Here is a 19,495-nt window from a genome sequence, read left to right as displayed (position 1 = left end):
TGCAGGCGGCCGGAACCGACGTGAGCACCACCGAACTGCTGCCGCTGGACTTCGGGGTGTCGCGGTTCTTCTTCGCCGCCCCCACCGGGCGGCTCGGCGCGCTCACCGAGCTGGACGGCAAGCGCGTCGCCACCTCGTTCGCGCCGCTGGTCTCGGCGGCCGCCGCGGACCTCGGCATCGAGGTGGAGATCATCGAGCTCGACGGTGCGGTGGAGACCGCGGTCGAGCTGGGGCTCGCCGACGCCATCGCCGACGTGGTGGAGACCGGTGCCTCGCTGCGCGAAGCCGGGCTGCAGACCGTCGGGGAACCGATCCTGCGCTCCGAGGCGGTGCTGGTGCGCGGCACCCGCGAGCTGCCCGAGGACAGCGAGCAGGCGATCGAGAAGCTGATCCAGCGGCTGCGCGGCGTCCTCATCGCCCGGCAGTACGTGATGATGGACTACAACTGCCCGACCGGGTCCCTGGACGCCGCCCGCAAGATCACGCCGGGCATGGAGGCGCCGACGGTGTCCCCGCTCGACGAGCAGGGCTGGGTGGCGGTGCGGGTGATGGTGCCGCGCCACCAGGCCCAGGTGATCATGGATTCGCTGTGGGCGGCGGGCGCCCGCGCCATCCTCGTCACCCCGCTCGAGGCCTGCCGCCTCTGATCCCGCACAGGTGAATGGCCCATTCGACCGGTCGTGGTGGGCGAGTGGGCCATTCACCTGAGGTGTGGGCGGGATCAGTCGAGGAGCGTGTAGTTCAGGTCCTTGCAGACCCGGCCCAGGGGCACGTCGAGGCCCGGGTGGTCCAGCGGGAGCAGCACGTCGGGGGCGTCGGGGAGCGCCGACGCCGACGGTGGGTCCCACAGGCACAGCGACGGGTTCCCGCCGTCCATCGCCGACCGGTACCAGAGCCCGTCGAGCTCCGGGTAGGCCGCGCGGATGCTGCGCGCCCACGCCTGGGTGCGCTCCTTCGGCCCGTTGCTGATCGCCTGCGAGGCGCCCGCCCGCGTCGCCCACAGCCCGGCCAGGTCCAGCAGCCGCAGCGTGCGGCGCGGCCGGAACAGCACCAGGTGCGGCTTGCGGGTGCGCCGGTCCACAGTGGACGTGGCTTGGAAGACCTCGGCGATGCAGGTGCGCACCGACAGCGAGAAGTACAGCACCCCGTGCTCGCGGGTCACCGTCGGCCCGCCCTGCGTGTTCGGCAGGTGCGGGTCGAAGCGCGCGTGCGGCAGCGGTCCCGCGTAGCGGAAGCTGTCCCACTGCTGCGGGTGGTTGCCGCCGGAGGTGAACACCCGGGCGAGCCGGGTCCCCGCGGGCACCGCGATCACGTCCTCGGTGCGGCGCAGCATCGCCTGCAGTACCGCAGGCGCCGGCGGCTGGGGGAGTCTTGCCAACTGATGTCCTGGTGGGTTCGCGGTGCGGGGCCGGTCAGGCCGGGGTGCCGATCGCCGAGGCGAGGTCGGCGACGCGGCGCGCGCTGCCGCCCGCGAGCAGCCACTCGCGCGGGCTCACCGGCCGGTCGCCGAGTTCGAGGTCGTCCTGCGCGGTCGTCATGAACTTGGCGAGCACCAGGGCGGGCTGGTCCTGCGGCATCCCGGCGAGCACGGTCTCCAGCCCGGGGAGCACGTCGTCGTCGCTGAACTGCCAGGCGGGCAGCCGCCAGCCGCCGCGGTCCTTCCAGCCGATGAGCCGCCCGTCGCCGATGCGGTGCCGGATGCGGCTGGAGTCGACGCCGATGCGTTCGGCGGCCTGGTTGACCGACAGCGCGGTATCGCGCAGCACCGCCTGCTCGGCTACGGTGCGGGCGCGCGGATCCGTCTCGTCGGTGGCCAGCGGTGCCAGGTCGAGCCCGGCTTCCGCGAGGGCTTCGCGCTCGGCGGTGGTGAAGTGCGCTGACGGGTCGACCTGCGGCGTGATGAGCCGCTTCGCGGCGTCTTCCACGAGCGAGAGGAATTCGTTGGCGGTGACCCGCAGTCCTGCCCGGGCCAAGATGGTCTCCAGCGCGACTGTCATGTCCCCAGCGTAGCGCGTTCTGGGCCAAACGTGTGCGCGATCGTGCGCTCCGCAATGGTGAATCACCATATGTAGCAGGCGGGTCGCACAGCGTGCCGCGTCCATCCGGCTGACGGAGGACCCGGGCGAACCTATCGGGCGATTCGGCGGTTCCGGCGGAAAATCCTCGCCCGGAACTGGAAACGATCTCCGTTTTTGCTGGCGAGTCCGCAGTGGATCAGCCGGGACCGTCTCGGCGCCCCGGGGTGGGAGCGACTCCCCGACGTGAAGTCCAGGGCCGGACGGGTGGTCCGGTCGGGTAGTGGGCCGGACGGCGGCGCGAGCCCGGTGAACGTCGCAAGCGGCCCGCGGAGGGCTTGACGCGACCCCGCGGCAGGCCGTTCACTGGCCCGTACCGACTGGTCGGTCTTTCGAGTGGGAGCAGTGCATGAGCAAGCGATTCGACGGCCGGGTGGCGATCGTGACCGGCGCCAGCCGCGGCATCGGGCTCGGCATCGCCGAACGCCTGGTGTCCGAAGGCGCCCAGGTCGTCCTCACCGCCCGCAAACCCGAACCCCTGGAGGAGGCCGTCGCCGCGCTCGGCGCCGAGCACGCCCGCGGCATCGCGGGCAAGGCCGACGACCCCGACCACCAGGCCGAGGTCGTCGAGCGGACCCTCGCCGACCACGGCCGGATCGACATCCTGGTCAACAACGCGGGCATCAACCCCGCCTACGGGCCCGTCATCGACGTCGAACCCGGGGTGGCGCGCAAGACCTTCGAGGTCAACGTGCTCTCCGCGCTGACCTGGACGCAGCAGGTGCACCGGGCGTGGATGGCCGAGCACGGCGGTTCGGTGCTCAACGTGTCCTCCGTCGCCGGGCACCGGCCCTCGCCGGGCATCGGCTACTACGGCGCGACGAAGGCGATGCTCTCGCTGCTGACCCAGCAGCTCGGCGTCGAACTCGCGCCGAACGTGCGGGTCAACGCCGTCGCCCCCGCCGTGGTGAAGACGCGGTTCGCCACCGCGCTCTACGCCGACGACGAGGACGGCGTCGCCGGCTCGTACCCGCTGAAGCGGCTCGGCGAACCCGCCGACATCGGCGCCGCCGCCGCGTACCTGCTCTCCGACGAAGCGTCCTGGATCACCGGGCAGGTGCTCACCCTCGACGGCGGACTCACCCTCACCGGAGGCGTGTGATGCGGCTGGACGGGTCGGTCGCCGTCGTCACCGGTGGCGGCAACGGCATCGGTGCGGCGCTGTGCCGCCGGTTCGCGGGGCAGGGCGCCGCGGTCGTGGTCAACGACCTCGACGCGGCGGCCGCCCGCGCCGTCGCCGCGGAGATCGGCGGGCTCGCCGTGCCGGGCGACGCGGCGAGCGAGGACGGCGTCGCCGAACTCGTCGGCACCGCCACCGAACGGCACGGGCGCATCGACCTGTTCTGCGCCAACGCCGGCGTCGCCGACGGGGGTGGTCCCGATGCGCCGGAAGCGGCGTGGGCCCGCTCGCTGGAGGTCAACGTCATGGCGCACGTGCGGGCCGCGCGGGCGCTGCTGCCGCAGTGGCTGGAGCGCGGCGAGGGCCGGTTCCTGGCCACCGTCTCGGCCGCCGGGCTGCTCACCATGCTCGGCTCCGCGCCGTACTCGGTGAGCAAGCACGCCGCGCTGGCGTTCGCGGAGTGGATGGCGATCACCTACGCCGACCGCGGGATCGTGACCCAGGCGCTGTGCCCGCAGGGCGTGCGCACCGACCTGCTGGACGGCACCGGCGAGACCGGCAAGAAGCTGCTCGCGGACGCGGCCATCGAACCCGAGGAGGTCGCCGACGCGGTGCTGGCCGCCCTCGACGACGACCGGTTCCTGATCCTGCCGCACCCCGAGGTCGCCGACTACTACGCGCTGCGCTCGGCCGACCCCGCCAAGTGGCACGGCGGCATGCGCAAGCTCCAGCGCGGCCTGGACTGATCGGCCGGTCGATAGCCTGGTGGGCGAGGAAGAGGAGGCGCACATGGCCGGCACGGAGGTCCGCACGGCACCGGAGGTCGCCGAGACGGTGCCGCAGCGGCTGCTGGCGGCGGCGACGCGGCTGTTCGCGGAGCACGGGTTCGAAACGACCTCCGTGCAGCAGATCGTGGACGCCGCCGGAGTCACCAAGGGCGCCATGTACCACTACTTCGGCTCCAAGGACGACCTGCTGTACGAGATCTACGCGCGGCTGCTGCGGGTGCAGACCGCGCGGATGGAGCAGGAGGCCGAAGGCGACTCGCCCGTCGCCGAGCGGCTGCACGCGGTCGCCGCCGACGTGGTGGCGACCACCGCGGCCAACCTGGACGACACGGTGATCTTCTTCCGGTCGATGCACCTGCTGCACCCGGACAAGCGCACCGAGGTGCGCGCGCAGCGCCGCCGCTACCACGAGCGGGTGCGGGCGCTGATCGAAGAGGGCCAGGCGGCCGGGGTGTTCCGCGCGGACAAGTCCGCGGAGCTGGTCGTCGACTTCTTCTTCGGCTCGGTGCACCACCTCGGCACCTGGTTCCGGCGGGACGGCGAGCTGACCGGCGAGCAGATCGGCGAGCACTTCGCGGACCTGCTGCTGGCATCCCTGCGGCCATGACCGGTCGCGGGCACGACCGAGGAGCGGCGGTGCTCCTCGATGCGGAGGTGTTGTGTGAAGGCGTGGCGGCTCAACGAGAACGGTGAACCGCAGGACGTGCTCCGGCTCGACGAGGTCGACGACCCGCGGCCGGGCCCGGGACAGCTGCTGGTGCGGGTGCTGGCGACGCCGGTGAACTTCCCGGACGTGCTGCTGTGCCGCGGCGAGTACCAGATCAAGCCGCCGCTGCCGTTCACCCCGGGCGTGGAGCTGTGCGGCGAGGTCGTCGAGGTCGGCGAGGGCGTCGCGGACTTCGGCCCCGGCGACCGGGTGCTCGGCTCGGCCTCGCTGCCCACCGGCGGGTTCGCGGAACTGGCGCTGATGGACGCGCCGCGCACCTTCCCGGCGCCGGAGTCGTTGTCCGACGCGGAGGCGGCTTCGCTGTTCATCGGCTACCAGACCGGCCACTTCGGACTGCACCGGCGCGCGAACCTGCGCGCGGGGGAGACGCTGCTGGTGCACGCCGCCGCGGGCGGTGTCGGCTCCGCCGCGATCCAGCTCGGCAAGGCCGCCGGGGCCAAGGTGATCGGCGTCGTCGGCGGGCCGCGGAAGGCCGAAGTGGCCGCGGAACTCGGCGCCGACCTGGTGGTGGACCGGCGCAGCGAGGACTTCGTGCCGGTCGTCAAGGAGTTCACCGGCGGCAAGGGTGCCGACGTCGTGTACGACCCGGTGGGCGGGGAGACCTACGCGAAGTCCACCAAGTGCATCGCGTTCGAAGGCCGCATCCTCGTGATCGGCTTCGCAGGCGGCACCATCCCCACACCTGGCCTGAACCACGCGCTGATCAAGAACTACTCGATCGTCGGCCTGCACTGGGGCCTGTACAACGAGCGGAACCCGCAGCTGGTGGTGGACGCGCACCGCGACCTGACCCGGCTGGCCGACGAGGGCCTGATCCGGCCGTTGATCAGCGAGCGGCTGCCGCTGGACGCGGTCGCCGACGCGGTCCGCCGGGTCGGCGAGGGCAGCACCGTCGGCCGCGTCGCCTACGACGTCGCCGCGAGCTGACCGGGCCGGTCCGCCGGAGGGTGGTACCGACGAGTCCTGGTGCGCCCGTCGCGCGCGGCGGAGACTGGGAATCGTGGAGCGGATCGAACTCGCCGACTTCCTCCGGCGCAGGCGAGCCCTGCTGCGACCGGAGGACGTCGGCGCCCCGAGCGGCGGGCGCCGCCGCACGCCGGGGCTCCGGCGCTTCGAGGTCGCCGAGCTCGCCGGCATGTCCCCGGACTACTACGCCCGGCTCGAGCAGGGGCGCGGCCCGCAGCCGTCGGCCGAGCTGCTCGGCGCGCTGGCCCGCGCGCTGCGGCTGACCCGCGACGAGCGCGACCACCTGCTCCGCCTCGCCGGGCACCACGCGCCACCGCTCCTCGGTGGCGACGAGCACGTCGGCCGCGGCCTGCTGCGCATGCTGGACGGGCTGCGCGACCTGCCCGCCCTCATCGCCACCGATTTCAACGTGGTGCTCGCGCAGAACGCGATGGCCGATGCGCTGCTGGGCGAGCAGACCCGGTTCCGCGGCCTGGCACGCAGCTGCACCTACCGCTGGTTCACCGACCCCGCGATACGCGCACGCCACCCCGCGGACGATCACGCGCACGAGAGCCGCGCCCAGGTCGACGACCTGCGGGCGAGCCTCGCGCTGCGCCCGGCCGATCCCGCCGCGCGCGAGCTCGTCCGGGCGCTGCGCGCGGACAGCACCGAATTCGCCGAGCTGTGGGACCGGCACGACGTCGCCGTCCGGCGCAGCGACTGCAAGCGCATCCGGCATCCCGAGATCGGCCTCGTCGAGCTCGACTTCGACGTGCTGGCCACCGCCCGGCAGGACCAGCGGCTCGTCGTGCTCACGCCCGCGCCGGGCAGTGCGGCGGTGTCCCGGTTGGAGCTGCTGGCCGTCCTCGGCCGCGAACGCTTCGCCCCGTCCGGCGGCTGACCGCGCTCCCCGCCACGCCCAGCCACACCCCGTTCCGCCAGGAGGAAGATCCGTGCAGCCCACCCGCCTCGGCGAGGTCCGCGTCCTCGCCCGCTTCGACCGCGCCGCGGGCCAGGTCGCCGAGAGCATCGCGCTCGGACCGGACGGCTCCGCGGCCATCGGGATGATCCGGGCCCGCCAGGTGGTGCGGGTCGCGCAGGACGGCACCACCCGCACGCTGGTCTCGATGCCGACGCCACCGGGCGGCGGGACGACGCCGGTGGTGGGGAGCTCCGCGGTGACCGGGGTGGCGCGGGCGGCCGACGGCACCCTGCACTTCCTGTACTCCGGCGGGCGGGGCGGCATGACCGGGATCTGGCGGCTCGACGGCGAACCCCGGCTCGTGGTGGAGCTGCCCGCCGACAGCATGCCGAACGCGCTGGTCGCCGACGGGGACCGCTTCCTGGTCACCGACTCCACCGGCGGCCGCATCTGGCAGGCGCCGGTGGGTGGCGGTGCGGCCGCGGTGTGGTCGGCCGATCCGGCGCTGGCGCCCGACGGGTTCTTCGGCGCCAACGGGCTGAAGGTGCACGACGGTGCGGTGTGGGCGAGCAACTCCGACCACGGCACGCTGCTGCGCATCCCGGTGACCGCGGACGGTGGTGCCGGGACCGCCGAGGTCCGGGCCGAGGGGCTCGCGGGCGTCGACGACTTCGACTTCACCGGGCGGGGCGACGAGGTCCTCGCCGCGATCAACCTGGCAGGCGAGCTCGTGCGGATCGCCCCGGACGGCAGCCGCGAGACCCTGCTGGACGGCATGCGCGGGACCACCGCCGTCGTCGTCCGCGATGACCACGCCTACGTCACCAACGGCGCCAACCACGCCGAGACCGGTTCGAACCTGCTGATCGCGGAACTGCTGCGCGGCTGACGGCGGCATCCCGCCCGGCGGGAGCGCTTCACCTCGCCCGGTCGCAGGACTAGGTTCCCTGCAGCGTCCCCGGCGGTGCCGGGGACGTCGACCGCCGCCGCGCAGCTGGAGATCGCATGGCCGACACCGCCGCACCCGCGGAGCAGACCCGGCTGGACCGGGTGCTCAACCTCGTCGAACGGGCGGGGAACCGGCTGCCCGAACCGTTCCTGCTGTTCGCCCTGCTGTTCGCGCTGGTCGCCGTGGTGTCCACCGCGGTCGCCGCGTTCGGCGTCTCGGTGCGGATTCCCGGCGCCGACCAGGACACGCCGGTGCGGGCGGCGCTGTCCGGGGACGGGCTGCGGTTCCTGTTCACCGAGCTGCCCGCGAACTTCATCGGCTTCCCGCCGCTGGAGACCGTCGTGACGATCATGCTCGGGGTGGGGGTGGCCGAGCGGACCGGGCTGCTCACCGCGCTCATCAGGGGCGCGTTCGGCGGGGCGCCGCGCTGGGTGCTGCCCTACGCGGTCGGGTTCGTCGGGATCACGTCCAGCGTGATGGCCGACTCCGCGATGATCATCGTGCCGCCGCTGGCCGCGCTCGTGTTCAAGGCCGCGGGCAGGCACCCGGTGGCGGGCCTGCTCGGCGGGTTCGCCGCCGCGGGTGCCGGGTACTCCACCGCGCCGGTGGTGACGAGCCTGGACGCGCTGTTCTCCGGGATCAGCAACGAGGTCGCCTCGATCCTGCCGGACCCGGGCACGACGGTGACACCGGTGTCGAACTACTACTTCAACGTGGTGTCCTCGATCGTGCTGGCGCTGCTGGCCGGGTTCCTGATCGACCGGATCATCGAGCCGCGGCTGGTGCGGTCCGGGGTGCCGCGGGAGGAGAGCGGGGACGGGACCGGCGGCGCCGCGCCCGAGGAGCTCACCGCCACCCTGTCCGCCGCCGAACGGCGCGGACTGCGCTGGGCGGGGATCGCCGTCGCCGTGCTCCTCGCGGCCGTGCTGGCGCTGGTGCTCTGGCCCGGCTCGCCGCTGCGCAACGACGCGGGCGGATTCCTGCCGGAGTCGCCGCTGCTGGACTCGGTCACCACGCTGATCTTCCTGGCGTTCCTGGTGCCCGGCGTCGCGTTCGGGGTGCCGTCCGGGGCCGTCACCGGCGCCGGGGACGTGCCGAAGCTGATGGCCGCTGCGCTGCGGGACCTGACCGGCTTCCTGGTGCTGGCGTTCATGCTCGGCCAGTTCATCGGCCTGTTCAACTGGACGAACCTGGGCGCGGCGCTCGCCGTCGGCGGTGCCGACCTGCTGCGGGCGCTGGGGCTGGCGGGATTCCCGGCGTTCCTCGGGTTCATGGTGCTGGCCTCGGTGCTGAACCTGTTCATCATCTCCGGGTCGAGCCTGTGGACGCTGATGGCCGCGGTGTTCGTGCCGATGTTCGTGCTGCTCGGCTTCGAGCCCGGGTTCGCGCAGGCCGCGTTCCGGGTGGGGGACTCGGCGACGCAGATCATGACGCCGCTGAACCCGTACATGATCATCATCCTGGGTTACCTGCGCCGGTACGAACCGCAGGCCGGACTGGGCACGCTGGTCGCGCGGATGGCGCCGTTCGTGGTGCCGTTCTGGTTGCTGTGGGCGCTGGTGCTCACCGCCTTCTACTTCGCGGACCTGCCGCTGGGGCCGGGCATGGGCATCCGGTTGTGACGCGCCGCCGCGGGGAACCCTGCGGGCGCACCGGTCCCGGCGGCAGGAGGCGAGCGCGATGCAGCAGGCGGGGATTCCGTCCCGGATCGAGGTCGTGGAGGTCGGCCCGGGCGACGGGCTGCGGCACGAGCGGACGGCGATCGCCGCACCGGACCGGGTCGAGCTCGTCGAACGGGCCGTCGCGGCCGGGCTGCGCCGCATCGAGGTCGCGGCCTTCGGCGCGGATTCCGGCGAACCGGAACGGCTGCTGGCGGCGCTGCCCCGGCCGGACGGGGTGCGGTACCTGGCGCTGGTGCTGGACGAACCCGGGCTCGACCGGGCCGCCGCGGCCGGAGTGGACGAGGTGAACGCGATCGTCGCCGCCACCGACGGCCACGCGGCCCGCACCCGGTGCAGCAGCACCGAGCAGGACCTGGCGCGGTGGGCGGAACTCGCCGCCCGCGCGCACCGCCACGGGTTGCGCCCCATCGCCACGATCGCGGTCGCGTTCGGCTGCCCGCTGGAGGGCGAGGTGTCCGCCGAGCACGTGGCCGCGCTGGCGCGCCGGATCGCCGACGCCGGGCCCGCCGAGATCGTGCTCGCCGACACCGCGGGCACCGGCGTGCCCACGCAGGTGGTGCGGGTGTTGGAACGCGTCCGGGAGGAGGCGCCGGGAGTGCCGGTGCGCTGCCACTTCCACAACACCCGCAACACCGGCTACGCGAACGCCGCCACCGCCTTCCTGGAAGGAGTGGCGGCGCTCGACGCGAGCATCGGCGGCATCGGCGGATCGGCGGAGGTGCCCGGGTTCGGCGGCACCGTCGCCACCGAGGACCTGACCTACCTGCTGACCGGGATGGGCGTCCACACCGGACTCGACGCCGACGCGCTGGCCGCCGCGGGCACTTGGCTCGGCGAGCGGCTGCACCGCGACGTCCCCGCCATGCTCGGCAGAACGTCCTGAGCCGCGCGGGTGAACGGCCCGGGGCGGGCCGTTCACCCCGGGATCAGAACAGGACTCGGGTGAGGCCCTGGGCGACGCAGGCCGGCTTCTCCGCGCCCTCGATCTCCACGGTGGACTCGACGGTGAGCTGCACGCCGCCGTCGATCTCGGCGACCTCGGCGAGCCGGGTCCGCGAGCGCACCCGCGCCCCGACCCGCACCGGGTTCGGGAACCGCACCTTGTTCAGCCCGTAGTTGATGCCCATCCGCACGTTCTCGAACCGGTAGGTCTGCGCGTTGAGCGCGGACAGCAGGCTCAGCGTGAGGAAGCCGTGCGCGATGGTGCCGCCGAACGGCCCCTGCTCCGCGCGGTCGGTGTCGACGTGGATCCACTGGTGGTCCAGGGTCGCGTCGGCGAACCCGTCCACCTGCTCCTGGGTGATGGTGAGCCAGTCGCTGGTGCCCAGGTCGGTCCCGGTGGCCGCGCGGACTTCATCGGCGCTGGTGAACACGCGCATGGTCGCTCCTGTTCGAGGGGTGTCAGGCGGGGAGGTCGGCGAGTTCCGCGATCCTGGCGCGGTGGCGGTCCGCGGTGCCGAAGGTGAGCTGGGCGCTCTTGGCCCGGCCCAGGTAGAGGTGCACGGGGTGCTCCCAGGTCATGCCGATGCCGCCGTGCAGCTGCAGGGATTCCTCGGCGGCGAGCACCGCCAGGTCCGAGCAGTAGGCCTGCGCGAGCGCGACGGACAGCTCGGCCTCGGTGCCCGGTTCGTCGCGGCCGAGCGCGTCGGCGGCGGCGCGGGAGGTGGCGCGCGCGGTGCTCACCCCGGACCACAGGTCCGCGAGCCGGTGCTTGACGGCCTGGAACGAGCCGATGGCGCGGCCGAACTGGTGCCGGGTCCGCACGTAGTCCACTGTGGAATCGAGGCTGTGCTGGGCGAGGCCGACCTGTTCGGCGGCGAGCACCCCGGCCGCGGTGAGCAACGCCCGCCGCAGCACCGGTTCCGCGTCCGCGGCGATCAGTTCGCCGCGCGCCCCGGACAGCTCCAGGGTGCCGAACCGGCGCGTCAGGTCCAGCGGTGTCACGGGATTCCGCGCGACGCCGGGGTCCGAGGTGTCCACTGCGTACAGCCCGGTGCCGTCGGGCCCGGTGGCGGGCACCAGCACCAGATCGGCGACCTCCAGGTCGACCACCGCGGTCACCGAACCGGTCAGCTCCCCGCCCTCGGCGCGCACCCCGCTCGGCAGCGGCGCGGACGGCGCGGTGGTGAGCCCGACCGCGACCGTCGCCACCCGCTCACCGGCGGCGATGCCCGGGATCGGGCCGGTCGCCCCCGCCGCGTCGAGCGCGGCCGTGGCCAGCACGGTGCCCAGGAACGGCACCGGCGCCACCGCCCGGCCGAGCTCCTCGGCGACCACCGCCAGCTCGCGGACCCCGGCACCCGAACCACCGGCCTCCTCCGGCACCGCCAGCGCGGCGATCCCGAGCTCCCCGGCCAGCGTCCGCCACAGCGCCAGGTCGTACGGCTCGTCCGACTCGCAGCGGGCCAGCACCGAACCGATCTCGCAGCGGTCCCGCAGCACCCGGCGCACGGCCGCGCGCAGGTCCTCCTCGACCTCGGTGTAGAGCAGGTCGGCGCTCATCGCGGCAGCTCCTTCCACGGCACGTCCTTGTCCGTGCGGATCTCCGGCGGCAACCCGAGGACCCGTTCGGCGATCACGTTGCGCAGCACCTCGGAAGTGCCGCCCTCGATGGAATTGCCCTTCGCCCGCAGGTACCGGTAGCCGGGACCGCGGCCGGTGAAGTCCACGTTCTCCGGGCGGCGCAACGTCCAGTCGTCGTAGGCGAGGCCCTCCTCGCCGAGCAGCTCCAGCTCGAAACCGGAGATCTCCTGGTTGAGCCGGGAGAACGCCAGCTTCACCGCCGACCCCTCCGGGCCGGGGGTGCCGACCGCCAGCTGCTGGCGCAGCCGTTGCCCGGTGAGCCGGGTGGCCTCCGCCTCCACCCACAGCCGCAGCAACCGGTCGTGGGCGCCGGGCGTGCGGGCCTCCGGGTGCGCGCGCCACTGCTCGGCGAGCACGCCGATCATGCCGGACTCGCGGCCGGTGTTGCCGCCACCGATGGCGACCCGCTCGTTCATCAGGGTGCCCATCGCGACCTGCCAGCCCTGGCCGACCTCGCCGAGCCGCTGCGCGTCGGGGATGCGCACCCCGTTCAGGAACACCTCGTTGAACTCGGCCTCACCGGTGATCTGGCGCAGCGGCCGCACGTCCACGTCCGGATCGGTCATGTCGCACACGAAGTACGACAGGCCCTTGTGCTTCGGCGCGTCCGGATCGCTGCGCGCCACCAGGATCGCCCACTTCGCGCGGTGCGCGAACGAGGTCCACACCTTCTGGCCCTCGACGATCCAGTCGTCGCCGTCGCGCACCGCCCTGGTCGCCAGCGCCGCCAGGTCCGAACCCGCGCCGGGTTCGCTGAACAGCTGGCACCACACCTCTTCGCCCGTCCACAACGGACGGAGGAAGCGGGCGCGCTGCTCGTCGGTGCCGAAGCGCAGGATCGTCGGCGCCGCCATGCCGAGCCCGATCCCGTTGCGGGACGGGGCGTTGTCCGGCGCGCCCGCGGCGGCGAACTCCGCGTCCACCACCGGTTGCAGCGCCCGCGGCGCGTCCCGGCCGCCCAGGCCCACCGGGTAGTTGACCCACGCCAGCCCGGCGTCGAACCGGGCGCGCAGGAACTCCAGCCGGTCACCGCCGGGATCGTGCTCGGCGAGGAATTCCCGCACCGCGGTGCGCAATTCGTCCGCATCGGTCATCTCGGTACTCCACTTCTCCGGATACCTGAGAACACAAAACCCCCTGGCGAGCGGTGGGCACCCCGGAGGGCGCCCACCCAGGAACCGCACTGCCTGTCGCTGAACCTGCCCGGCGGGTTCTCGTCAGCGGCGGAGCCGCTGAGCCGACGACCCAGCACGCAACCGGCACCGCCGCTGAGGTTCCGCCACCTGAGCACTACGCGGCAGAAGTAGCGAGACAGGCGATCAGTCGCGCGGTCCGCCCGCCACGTAGAGGACCTGGCCCGAGACGAAACCGGAGCGCTCGTCGAGGAAGAACGACGCGGCGTTCGCGATGTCGTCCGGTTCACCGGCCCGGCCGACGGGGATGGTGGACACGGCCGCCTTCGAGAAGTCCTCGAAGCTCGCGCCGACCCGCTCCGCCGTCGCCTTCGTCATGTCGGTGGCGATGAACCCCGGCGCGATCGCGTTCGCGGTCACGCCGAACTTGCCGAGCTCGATGGCCAGCGTCTTCGTCAGCCCCTGCAACCCGGCCTTCGCCGTCGAGTAGTTCGCCTGCCCCCGGTTGCCCAGCGCGGACGTGCTGGAGAGGTTCACGATCCGGCCCCACCCGGCCGCCACCATGTGCTGCTGCACGGCCCGGCTCATCAGGAACGCGCCGCGCAGGTGCACCGACATCACGGTGTCCCAGTCCGAATCGGACATCTTGAACAGCAGGTTGTCCCGCAGCACGCCCGCGTTGTTCACCAGCGCCGTCGGGGCGCCGAGCTCGGTGGCGACCCGCTCCACGGCGGCCGCGACCTGGTCGGCGTCGCTGACGTCCGCGCCCACCGCCAGCGCCTTCCCGCCGGCCGATTCGATCGCCGAGACCGTGTCGGCGCAGGCCTGCTCGTCGAGGTCGATCACCGCGACGGCGAACCCGTCCTGGGCGAGCCGCTTCGCGGTGGCCGCGCCGATTCCGCGGGCGGCGCCGGTGACGATCGCGGTCTTGTTCGACATGGGTGGTTCCCTCACTTCGTCGTCGGGGGAGTTCCGGTTCGGGGGATGCGTCAGCGGTACTGCTTGAGCTCGCGGCGGGCCAGCGAGCGGCGGTGCACCTCATCGGGACCGTCCACGATGTGCAGCGTGCGGGCGTGCGCGTACAGCGAGGCCAGCGGCGTGTCCTGGCTGACCCCGGCCGCACCGTGCGCCTGGATGGCGCGGTCGATGATGGACGTGACCATCTGCGGGACCGCGACCTTGATCGCCTGGATCTCGGTGTGCGCGCCCCGGTTGCCGACGGTGTCCATCAGCCACGCCGTCTTCAACGTCAGCAACCGGTTCGTCTCGATCGCGATGCGCGCGTCGGCGATCCACTGCTGCACCATGCCCTGGTCGGCGATCGGCCCGCCGAACGCGGAGCGGCCCAGCGTGCGCCGGCACATCAGCTCCAGCGCGCGCTCGGCCATGCCGATGGCGCGCATGCAGTGGTGGATGCGACCCGGCCCGAGCCGGGCCTGCGCGATCGCGAAGCCCTCGCCCTCACCGGAGATGATGTTCTCGGCCGGGACTCGCACGTCCTCGAACACGATCTCGGCGTGCCCGCCGTGGTCGCCGTCGTGGTAGCCGAACACGTGCATCCCGCGCTCGATCCGCACCCCCGGCGAGTCCACCGGCACCAGGATCTGGCTCTGCTGGCGGTGGCGTTCGGCGTCCGGGTCGGACTTGCCCATCACGATGAGGATCGCGCAGCGCGGGCTCATCGCCCCCGACGACCACCACTTGCGGCCGTTGATCACGTAGTGGTCGCCGTCGCGCACGATGCGGGTGCCGATGTTCGTGGCGTCCGAGGAGGCCACGTCCGGTTCGGTCATGCAGAACGCGGAGCGGATCTCGCCGTCCAGCAGCGGCCGCAGCCAGCGCTCCCGCTGGGCATCGGTGCCGAACTCGGCCAGCACCTCCATGTTGCCGGTGTCCGGCGCCGAGCAGTTGAACACCTCCGGCGCCAGGTGCGGGCTGCGGCCCATGATCTCGGCGAGCGGCGCGTACTGCAGGTTCGTCAGGCCCGCGCCGTGCTCCCCGGGCAGGAACAGGTTCCACAGGCCGGCGTCCTTGGCCTTCGCCTTCAGGTCTTCGATGATCGGCGCGTGCGCCCACGGGTCGGCCGCGGCGGCCAGCTGCTCGTGCAGCACCGGCTCGGACGGGTAGACGTGCTCGTCCATGAACTCCGCGAGCCTGCCGCGGTACTCCTCGGTGCGGGCGTCGTAGCCGAACTCCATGTCATGCCTCCTCGTCGAGAGCGGACAGGCCCTGGGCGACCAGGTGCGGGACCAGCGCCCCGATGTGCTCGAAACCGTCCCCGACGGTCTGCCCGCGGGTGAAGCGGTAGTGGATGCCCTCGCTGATCACCGCGAGCTTGAAGAAGCCGAACGCCCGGTACCACTCCACATCGGACAGATCGGTGCCGCCGCGCTCGGCGTAGCGCTGCCACAGCTCGCTGATCGGCGGGAACCCGTACTCCGGGCCGATGCCCTTCGCGATCGGGTTCTGCTCCACGCCGTCCAGGCCCTCCCAGTACACCGCCAGCAGGCCCAGGTCGGTGAGCGGATCGCCGAGCGTCGCCATCTCCCAGTCCAGCACCGCGCCGATCCGCAGCGAGTCGTCGACCAGCACGTTGTCCAGCCGGTAGTCGCCGTGCACGATGCCGGTGCGCCGGGTCGCCGGGATGCGGGCGCCGAGCAGTTCGGCGAGCCGGTCGATGCCGTCCAGATCCCGGCTGCGGGAGGCGGCGAGCTGCTTGCTCCAGCGCCGCACCTGCCGCTCCAGGAACCCGTCCGGGCGGCCGAAATCACCCAGGCCCACCTGCTCCGGGTCCAGCGAGTGCAGGTCGGCGAGCACGTCGACCAGCCGCATCGACAGCTCGCGCCGCTGCTCGGTGCCGAGCCGCTCGGTCAGCTCGGGGGAGCGGTACACGGTGCCCGCCACGTGCTCCATCACGTAGAACGGGGCGCCGAGCACCGCGTCGTCCTGGCACATCAGGTAGGTGCGCGGCACCGGCACCGAGGTGTCCGCCAGCGCCGACATCACCCGGTGCTCGCGGCCCATGTCGTGCGCGGTCGCCAGCACGTGGCCCAGCGGCGGGCGGCGCACCACCCAGCGCTGCGCGCCGTCACCGACGACGTAGGTGAGGTTGGACCGGCCGCCCTGCACCAGTTCGCCGGTCAGCGGTCCGGTGACCAGGCCGGGCAGCTCCCGGTCCAGGTGCTCGCGCAGCCGGGTGAGGTCGAGTCCGGGCAGGTCGTCGCTCATGTCTCCTCCGCGGTGTCGGGTCCGAGTCCGGGCAGCAGCGCGCGCAGCTCGGCGCGGGTCTTCGCGGCCTCGGTGTGCAGCACGGAGCGCAACCCGAGGCCCTCGGCGGCGTCCACGTTCGGCACGCCGTCGTCGACGAACACCGCCTCCGCCGGACGCAGGCCGAGTCGTGCCAAGGTGAGTTCGTAGATCCGCGGGTCGGGTTTGCGCAGGCCCACCTCGCCGGAGATGACGGCCAGCTCGAACAGCCCCTCCAGCGACTCCCACGGGTAGTTGTTGCCCCAGCTGTTCGACAGCAGCGCCGTGCGCAGCCCGGCGGCCCGCAGGTCGGCGACCAGCCGCAGCATCGCGGCGTCCGGACGCATGTGCGCGAACATCCGCGCCATCAGCCCGTCCGGCTCGACCGGGCCGCCGTCGGTGGTGCGCAGGCGTTCCGCGAGCAGCCGGTCGAACTCGGCGGCGGGCAGCTCGCCCGTCTCCAGCCGGTGGATCGGGGTGCCCGCGGGGGCGCGGCGCGACAGCCACTCCTTGAGCGCGGCCGAGAACGTCCCCGGATCGATCCGCTCGGCGCGGGTCCAGGCGTCGATCGCGATCCGGCCCTGCGTGGTGAGCACCCCGCCGTAGTCGAAGATCACCGCTTGGATCGAGGAGGCCATGCACCGGACCGTACCGACTAGCCGGTATGCCCGCTAGACCTTTTTCAGGGGCCGTGGTCGGCCTGCGTCGGGGGCGGGTGGCGGAACCTCAGCGCCCTCCTCGCTGCGGGATCGTTTGCGCAGGTGGCTCCGCCACATGCGAAAACGCTGTCCTCGCGAGGAGGGCGCTGAGAACCCGCTGCGGTGCCGGTTGACCAGGTGGTCGCTGCTCAGCGGCTGCGCCGCTGACAGGAAACCGCGGGCCGAAGTGGGCGCCCAGCGCCTGCGCCGCTGACAAGCGGTGGGGCGCGGCGGTCAGGTGGGGTAGGCGGTGCGGAGGCGGGCTGCGTGGTCGAGGAACTCGGGGAGGGTGTCGCAGGTGGTGAACTGGAGGTCGACGAAGGCGTCCTCGACGCCGAGCTCGGCGACCTCGTGCAGGTAGTCGGCGATCTGCTCCACCGAGCCCTGCGCGGGGCGCTCACCGGGCGGGCCGAACTCGGCGTTGACCCGCAGCACCGTGCGCACCGGTTCCAGCCCGGCCTCCCGCGGGTGCTCCCGCAGCGCGGCGAGCTGGCGGCGCAGCGCGTCCAGCGGCAGGGCGATCGCCAGCCACCCGTCCGCGCGGCGGGCGATCCGCCGCAGCGCCGCCTCCGAACCGCCGCCGAGGTACACCGGCACCTTCCCCGTCGGCTTCGGCTGGAACTCGCCGGGGCTGATCGTCCAGAACCGGCCGCGGTGGCGCACCGGATCGGGACCCCACAGCGCCGCCAGCACGTCCAGGGTCTCGTCCAGCCGGGCGCCGCGCTCCGTCCACGGCACCCCGGCCGCCAGGTACTCGTCCTTGGACCAGCTCAGCCCCAGCCCGGCGATGAGCCGGCCGGAGCTGAGCAGGTCCAGGCCGGTGAGGGCGCGGGCCAGCGCGATCGGCGGGTGCAACGGCGCGCTCAGCGTGCTCGTGCCCAGACGGGGCAACGTCGTCGCCTGGGCCGCGACGCTCAGCGTCAGCAACGGGTCGAGCCCGGCCCGCATCTGCGGCGGCATCGTGCCGTCCCCGCCGGGATAGGGGGTGAGCAGCCGGTGCGGGGCGTGCACCCGTTCCCCCGCCCACAGGCTCTCGTACCCCATCGCCTCCGCCTCCGCGGCCACGGTGCGCACGTGGTCGGGGTGGGCGAACGCGCCGAATTGCGGAAGTCCCAGGCCCAGGCGCATCTTCGCGCTCCTCTCCGCGGCAGGCCGATCAGCCGCAGGTCGTCAGCATCTCCTCCAGCGCCGACTTCTCCTCCGCGGTGACCGACAGGCCGTAACCGTGCTTCACGGTGACCCAGTCGGTGGCGTACTCGCACCACGCGGCCTCGACCGGCTTCCACTTCGACGGGTCCTTGTCGCCCTTCGAGCGGTTGGAGCTCTTGTCGGCGGCGACGAGCTGCGGCAGGTCCATGTCGTTGGCGAACTGCTCGCGGCGCTCGTCGGTCCACTCGTTCGCCCCGCTGCGCCAGGCGTTGGCCAGCGGAACCATGTGGTCGATGTCCACGTCGGAATCGTCGGTGACGGTCTCCCCGCTGTAGGTGCTGACCCAGCTGCCGGACGTCGCCTCGCAGGAGTTGTCCACCTGCACGTCCGTGCCGTCGCGGACCAGCACCGCTTCCCGGGTGTTGCAGTTCTTCCCGGCCTCCGGCGCGGGAATCCAGTGCTCGAAGCTCTTGCGCGAGTAGCCGTCCATCGACCCGGCCGGCTTCACCTCGAGACCGGTGAGCTGCTCGGACGCCTCACCCGCCGACGCGGTGGCGGGCGCCCCGGAGTCGGTGCCGAGCACCTTGTCCAGCGCACCGGACTCGAACACCAACCAGCCCAGTCCGATGATCAGCGCGGACACCACGGTGATCCACACGGGAGTGCGCTGCTTCTTCTGTTGTCCTGTCGACATGCTCGCTCCGGCTCCGATGTTGCTGTGCGCAGCCCATTCGATCACGGAGCGCCATGCGGGCAGTACCGCCGTGCGCGGGAGATCACGTGGCGGACCGGTACAGATCGCGGAGCAGGGCGATCTCGCCGCCGTGGTGGCACAGCTCCCGGTTCAGGTGCAGCACCAGCGTCAGGTACGTCCGGTCGGCGTGCGGGCCCTCCGCGGGACCCACCGGCTCCGCCCAGCGCTCGGCGGGCATCGACCCGATCCCCTCCCGCCACAGCGCGTGCTGGCGGTCCAGGTGGGCGAGCGCCGCCGCCGCGGAAGCCGGGTAGTCGTGGTGGTCGATCCGGTACGAGCCGTCGCCGAAGTGGTTCGACACGCGCATCGCGAACACGTGGTCGGCGACGTGGCACAACCGCCACGCGATCGTCGTGAACGGCGGCGGATCGGGAGCGGGGAAGGAGAAGTCGAACTCCCAGCCGCGCCCGGTCTCGCGCACCGACCAGCAGCCCGGCACCGGTTCGCGGAAGTACTCCGCGTCGGTGAGGCCGTCCAGCCGCGGCCGCCAGTGCTCCCAGTAGAAGTCCAGCTGGTCCAGCGCCTCGTCGCGGAAGTCCATGCGCCGCAGCGTAATCGGCGCTCCCGGCACGCCGCCGCCCAGCGAGCCTGCGGACGAGGTGGACGGCGAGGGGGAGCGCGGCGGCCGCTCGGGTAGCCCTCCCAGACGAGTTCGTCGCCGTCGTACTTGCGCAACGGGATGCCGCCGTCGCCTGCGGCGTGCAGTTCGTCGAGCACGCCG

21 protein-coding genes are annotated in these 19,495 nt (G+C 73.0%); 9 read left to right on the top strand and 12 right to left on the bottom strand.

The window, feature by feature from the left end:
* Nucleotides 1–647, top strand: a 647-nt coding sequence (gene hisG / locus ABZ805_RS26870) for an ATP phosphoribosyltransferase (RefSeq protein ID WP_358445930.1), incomplete at its 5' end; no start/stop codon positions are given.
* Nucleotides 648–721: 74 nt separating this feature from the next.
* Here the strand turns inward: hisG and ABZ805_RS26865 are convergent.
* Both ABZ805_RS26865 and ABZ805_RS26860 read right to left on the bottom strand, forming a co-directional pair.
* Complete coding sequence (locus tag ABZ805_RS26865) at nt 722–1,378, bottom strand: RES family NAD+ phosphorylase (RefSeq protein WP_358445927.1); 657 nt, start codon at nt 1,376–1,378, stop codon at nt 722–724.
* Between the two features lie 34 nt (nt 1,379–1,412).
* Nucleotides 1,413–1,997, bottom strand: a complete 585-nt coding sequence (locus ABZ805_RS26860) for a DNA-binding protein (protein WP_224956545.1) — start codon at nt 1,995–1,997, stop codon at nt 1,413–1,415.
* A 427-nt stretch (nt 1,998–2,424) separates the two neighbouring features.
* Here ABZ805_RS26860 and ABZ805_RS26855 point away from each other — a divergent pair, with 427 nt between their 5' ends.
* The 8 genes from ABZ805_RS26855 to ABZ805_RS26820 all read left to right on the top strand — a co-directional run bounded on the left by ABZ805_RS26855 (nt 2,425) and on the right by ABZ805_RS26820 (nt 10,094).
* A complete protein-coding gene (locus ABZ805_RS26855) occupies nt 2,425–3,177 on the top strand; it encodes an SDR family oxidoreductase (protein WP_358445924.1) in 753 nt (250 codons plus the stop codon).
* Nucleotides 3,177–3,941: an SDR family oxidoreductase gene (locus ABZ805_RS26850; protein WP_358445921.1), complete on the top strand. Its 765-nt coding sequence runs from the start codon at nt 3,177–3,179 to the stop codon at nt 3,939–3,941. Before ABZ805_RS26855 ends, ABZ805_RS26850 begins: the two co-directional genes overlap by 1 nt.
* A gap of 43 nt (nt 3,942–3,984) precedes the next feature.
* Nucleotides 3,985–4,590: a TetR/AcrR family transcriptional regulator gene (locus ABZ805_RS26845; protein ID WP_224956542.1), complete on the top strand. Its 606-nt coding sequence runs from the start codon at nt 3,985–3,987 to the stop codon at nt 4,588–4,590.
* A 54-nt stretch (nt 4,591–4,644) separates the two neighbouring features.
* Nucleotides 4,645–5,637, top strand: a complete 993-nt coding sequence (locus ABZ805_RS26840) for an NADPH:quinone oxidoreductase family protein (RefSeq protein WP_358445917.1) — start codon at nt 4,645–4,647, stop codon at nt 5,635–5,637.
* Nucleotides 5,638–5,710: 73 nt separating this feature from the next.
* Nucleotides 5,711–6,559 (top strand): helix-turn-helix transcriptional regulator, encoded by an 849-nt coding sequence (locus tag ABZ805_RS26835; RefSeq protein ID WP_358445915.1) that lies wholly within the window; start codon nt 5,711–5,713, stop codon nt 6,557–6,559.
* Nucleotides 6,560–6,611: 52 nt separating this feature from the next.
* Complete coding sequence (locus tag ABZ805_RS26830) at nt 6,612–7,469, top strand: hypothetical protein (protein WP_358445912.1); 858 nt, start codon at nt 6,612–6,614, stop codon at nt 7,467–7,469.
* 116 nt (nt 7,470–7,585) lie between these two features.
* Nucleotides 7,586–9,151, top strand: a complete 1,566-nt coding sequence (locus ABZ805_RS26825; RefSeq protein WP_358445909.1) for an AbgT family transporter — start codon at nt 7,586–7,588, stop codon at nt 9,149–9,151.
* Between the two features lie 58 nt (nt 9,152–9,209).
* Nucleotides 9,210–10,094, top strand: a complete 885-nt coding sequence (locus tag ABZ805_RS26820; protein ID WP_358445906.1) for a hydroxymethylglutaryl-CoA lyase — start codon at nt 9,210–9,212, stop codon at nt 10,092–10,094.
* Between the two features lie 43 nt (nt 10,095–10,137).
* Here the strand turns inward: ABZ805_RS26820 and ABZ805_RS26815 are convergent, their stop codons facing one another.
* The 10 genes from ABZ805_RS26815 to ABZ805_RS26770 all read right to left on the bottom strand — a co-directional run bounded on the left by ABZ805_RS26815 (nt 10,138) and on the right by ABZ805_RS26770 (nt 19,315).
* Nucleotides 10,138–10,590: a MaoC family dehydratase gene (locus tag ABZ805_RS26815; RefSeq protein WP_358445903.1), complete on the bottom strand. Its 453-nt coding sequence runs from the start codon at nt 10,588–10,590 to the stop codon at nt 10,138–10,140.
* A gap of 22 nt (nt 10,591–10,612) precedes the next feature.
* Nucleotides 10,613–11,713, bottom strand: a complete 1,101-nt coding sequence (locus ABZ805_RS26810; protein ID WP_358445900.1) for an acyl-CoA dehydrogenase family protein — start codon at nt 11,711–11,713, stop codon at nt 10,613–10,615.
* Nucleotides 11,710–12,888, bottom strand: a complete 1,179-nt coding sequence (locus ABZ805_RS26805) for an acyl-CoA dehydrogenase family protein (RefSeq protein ID WP_358445897.1) — start codon at nt 12,886–12,888, stop codon at nt 11,710–11,712. Before ABZ805_RS26805 ends, ABZ805_RS26810 begins: the two co-directional genes overlap by 4 nt.
* A 225-nt stretch (nt 12,889–13,113) precedes the next feature.
* Nucleotides 13,114–13,866, bottom strand: a complete 753-nt coding sequence (fabG, locus tag ABZ805_RS26800) for a 3-oxoacyl-ACP reductase FabG (protein WP_358445895.1) — start codon at nt 13,864–13,866, stop codon at nt 13,114–13,116.
* A 50-nt stretch (nt 13,867–13,916) separates the two neighbouring features.
* Nucleotides 13,917–15,125, bottom strand: a complete 1,209-nt coding sequence (locus ABZ805_RS26795; RefSeq protein ID WP_358445893.1) for an acyl-CoA dehydrogenase family protein — start codon at nt 15,123–15,125, stop codon at nt 13,917–13,919.
* 1 nt (nt 15,126) lies between these two features.
* On the bottom strand, nt 15,127–16,155 hold the full coding sequence (locus tag ABZ805_RS26790; RefSeq protein ID WP_358445890.1) for a phosphotransferase family protein: 1,029 nt from the start codon (nt 16,153–16,155) through the stop codon (nt 15,127–15,129).
* Nucleotides 16,152–16,811: an HAD family phosphatase gene (locus ABZ805_RS26785; protein ID WP_358445887.1), complete on the bottom strand. Its 660-nt coding sequence runs from the start codon at nt 16,809–16,811 to the stop codon at nt 16,152–16,154. The genes ABZ805_RS26790 and ABZ805_RS26785 overlap by 4 nt, the downstream gene beginning before the upstream one ends.
* A gap of 294 nt (nt 16,812–17,105) precedes the next feature.
* Complete coding sequence (locus tag ABZ805_RS26780; RefSeq protein ID WP_358445885.1) at nt 17,106–17,999, bottom strand: TIGR03619 family F420-dependent LLM class oxidoreductase; 894 nt, start codon at nt 17,997–17,999, stop codon at nt 17,106–17,108.
* 28 nt (nt 18,000–18,027) lie between these two features.
* Complete coding sequence (locus ABZ805_RS26775; protein ID WP_358445882.1) at nt 18,028–18,714, bottom strand: HNH endonuclease family protein; 687 nt, start codon at nt 18,712–18,714, stop codon at nt 18,028–18,030.
* A gap of 82 nt (nt 18,715–18,796) precedes the next feature.
* On the bottom strand, nt 18,797–19,315 hold the full coding sequence (locus ABZ805_RS26770; RefSeq protein ID WP_358445879.1) for a DinB family protein: 519 nt from the start codon (nt 19,313–19,315) through the stop codon (nt 18,797–18,799).
* Nucleotides 19,316–19,495: the final 180 nt, after the last annotated feature.

It is taken from the genome of Saccharopolyspora sp. NPDC047091, assembly GCF_040643635.1.
Lineage (GTDB): Bacteria > Actinomycetota > Actinomycetes > Mycobacteriales > Pseudonocardiaceae > Saccharopolyspora_C.
Note: the sequence above shows the minus strand (reverse complement) of the source record. Positions and strands in the feature narration are given on the sequence as shown.

Coding starts and splice junctions, on each gene's coding strand:
- ABZ805_RS26860 (WP_224956545.1), bottom strand. CDS start 1,997: ATGACAGTCGCGCTGGAGACCATCTTGGCCCGGGCAGGACTGCGGGTC.
- ABZ805_RS26855 (WP_358445924.1), top strand. CDS start 2,425: ATGAGCAAGCGATTCGACGGCCGGGTGGCGATCGTGACCGGCGCCAGC.
- ABZ805_RS26850 (WP_358445921.1), top strand. CDS start 3,177: ATGCGGCTGGACGGGTCGGTCGCCGTCGTCACCGGTGGCGGCAACGGC.
- ABZ805_RS26845 (WP_224956542.1), top strand. CDS start 3,985: ATGGCCGGCACGGAGGTCCGCACGGCACCGGAGGTCGCCGAGACGGTG.
- ABZ805_RS26825 (WP_358445909.1), top strand. CDS start 7,586: ATGGCCGACACCGCCGCACCCGCGGAGCAGACCCGGCTGGACCGGGTG.
- ABZ805_RS26820 (WP_358445906.1), top strand. CDS start 9,210: ATGCAGCAGGCGGGGATTCCGTCCCGGATCGAGGTCGTGGAGGTCGGC.
- ABZ805_RS26815 (WP_358445903.1), bottom strand. CDS start 10,590: ATGCGCGTGTTCACCAGCGCCGATGAAGTCCGCGCGGCCACCGGGACC.
- ABZ805_RS26810 (WP_358445900.1), bottom strand. CDS start 11,713: ATGAGCGCCGACCTGCTCTACACCGAGGTCGAGGAGGACCTGCGCGCG.
- ABZ805_RS26805 (WP_358445897.1), bottom strand. CDS start 12,888: ATGACCGATGCGGACGAATTGCGCACCGCGGTGCGGGAATTCCTCGCC.
- fabG (WP_358445895.1), bottom strand. CDS start 13,866: ATGTCGAACAAGACCGCGATCGTCACCGGCGCCGCCCGCGGAATCGGC.
- ABZ805_RS26795 (WP_358445893.1), bottom strand. CDS start 15,125: ATGGAGTTCGGCTACGACGCCCGCACCGAGGAGTACCGCGGCAGGCTC.
- ABZ805_RS26790 (WP_358445890.1), bottom strand. CDS start 16,155: ATGAGCGACGACCTGCCCGGACTCGACCTCACCCGGCTGCGCGAGCAC.
- ABZ805_RS26785 (WP_358445887.1), bottom strand. CDS start 16,811: ATGGCCTCCTCGATCCAAGCGGTGATCTTCGACTACGGCGGGGTGCTC.
- ABZ805_RS26780 (WP_358445885.1), bottom strand. CDS start 17,999: ATGCGCCTGGGCCTGGGACTTCCGCAATTCGGCGCGTTCGCCCACCCC.
- ABZ805_RS26775 (WP_358445882.1), bottom strand. CDS start 18,714: ATGTCGACAGGACAACAGAAGAAGCAGCGCACTCCCGTGTGGATCACC.
- ABZ805_RS26770 (WP_358445879.1), bottom strand. CDS start 19,315: ATGGACTTCCGCGACGAGGCGCTGGACCAGCTGGACTTCTACTGGGAG.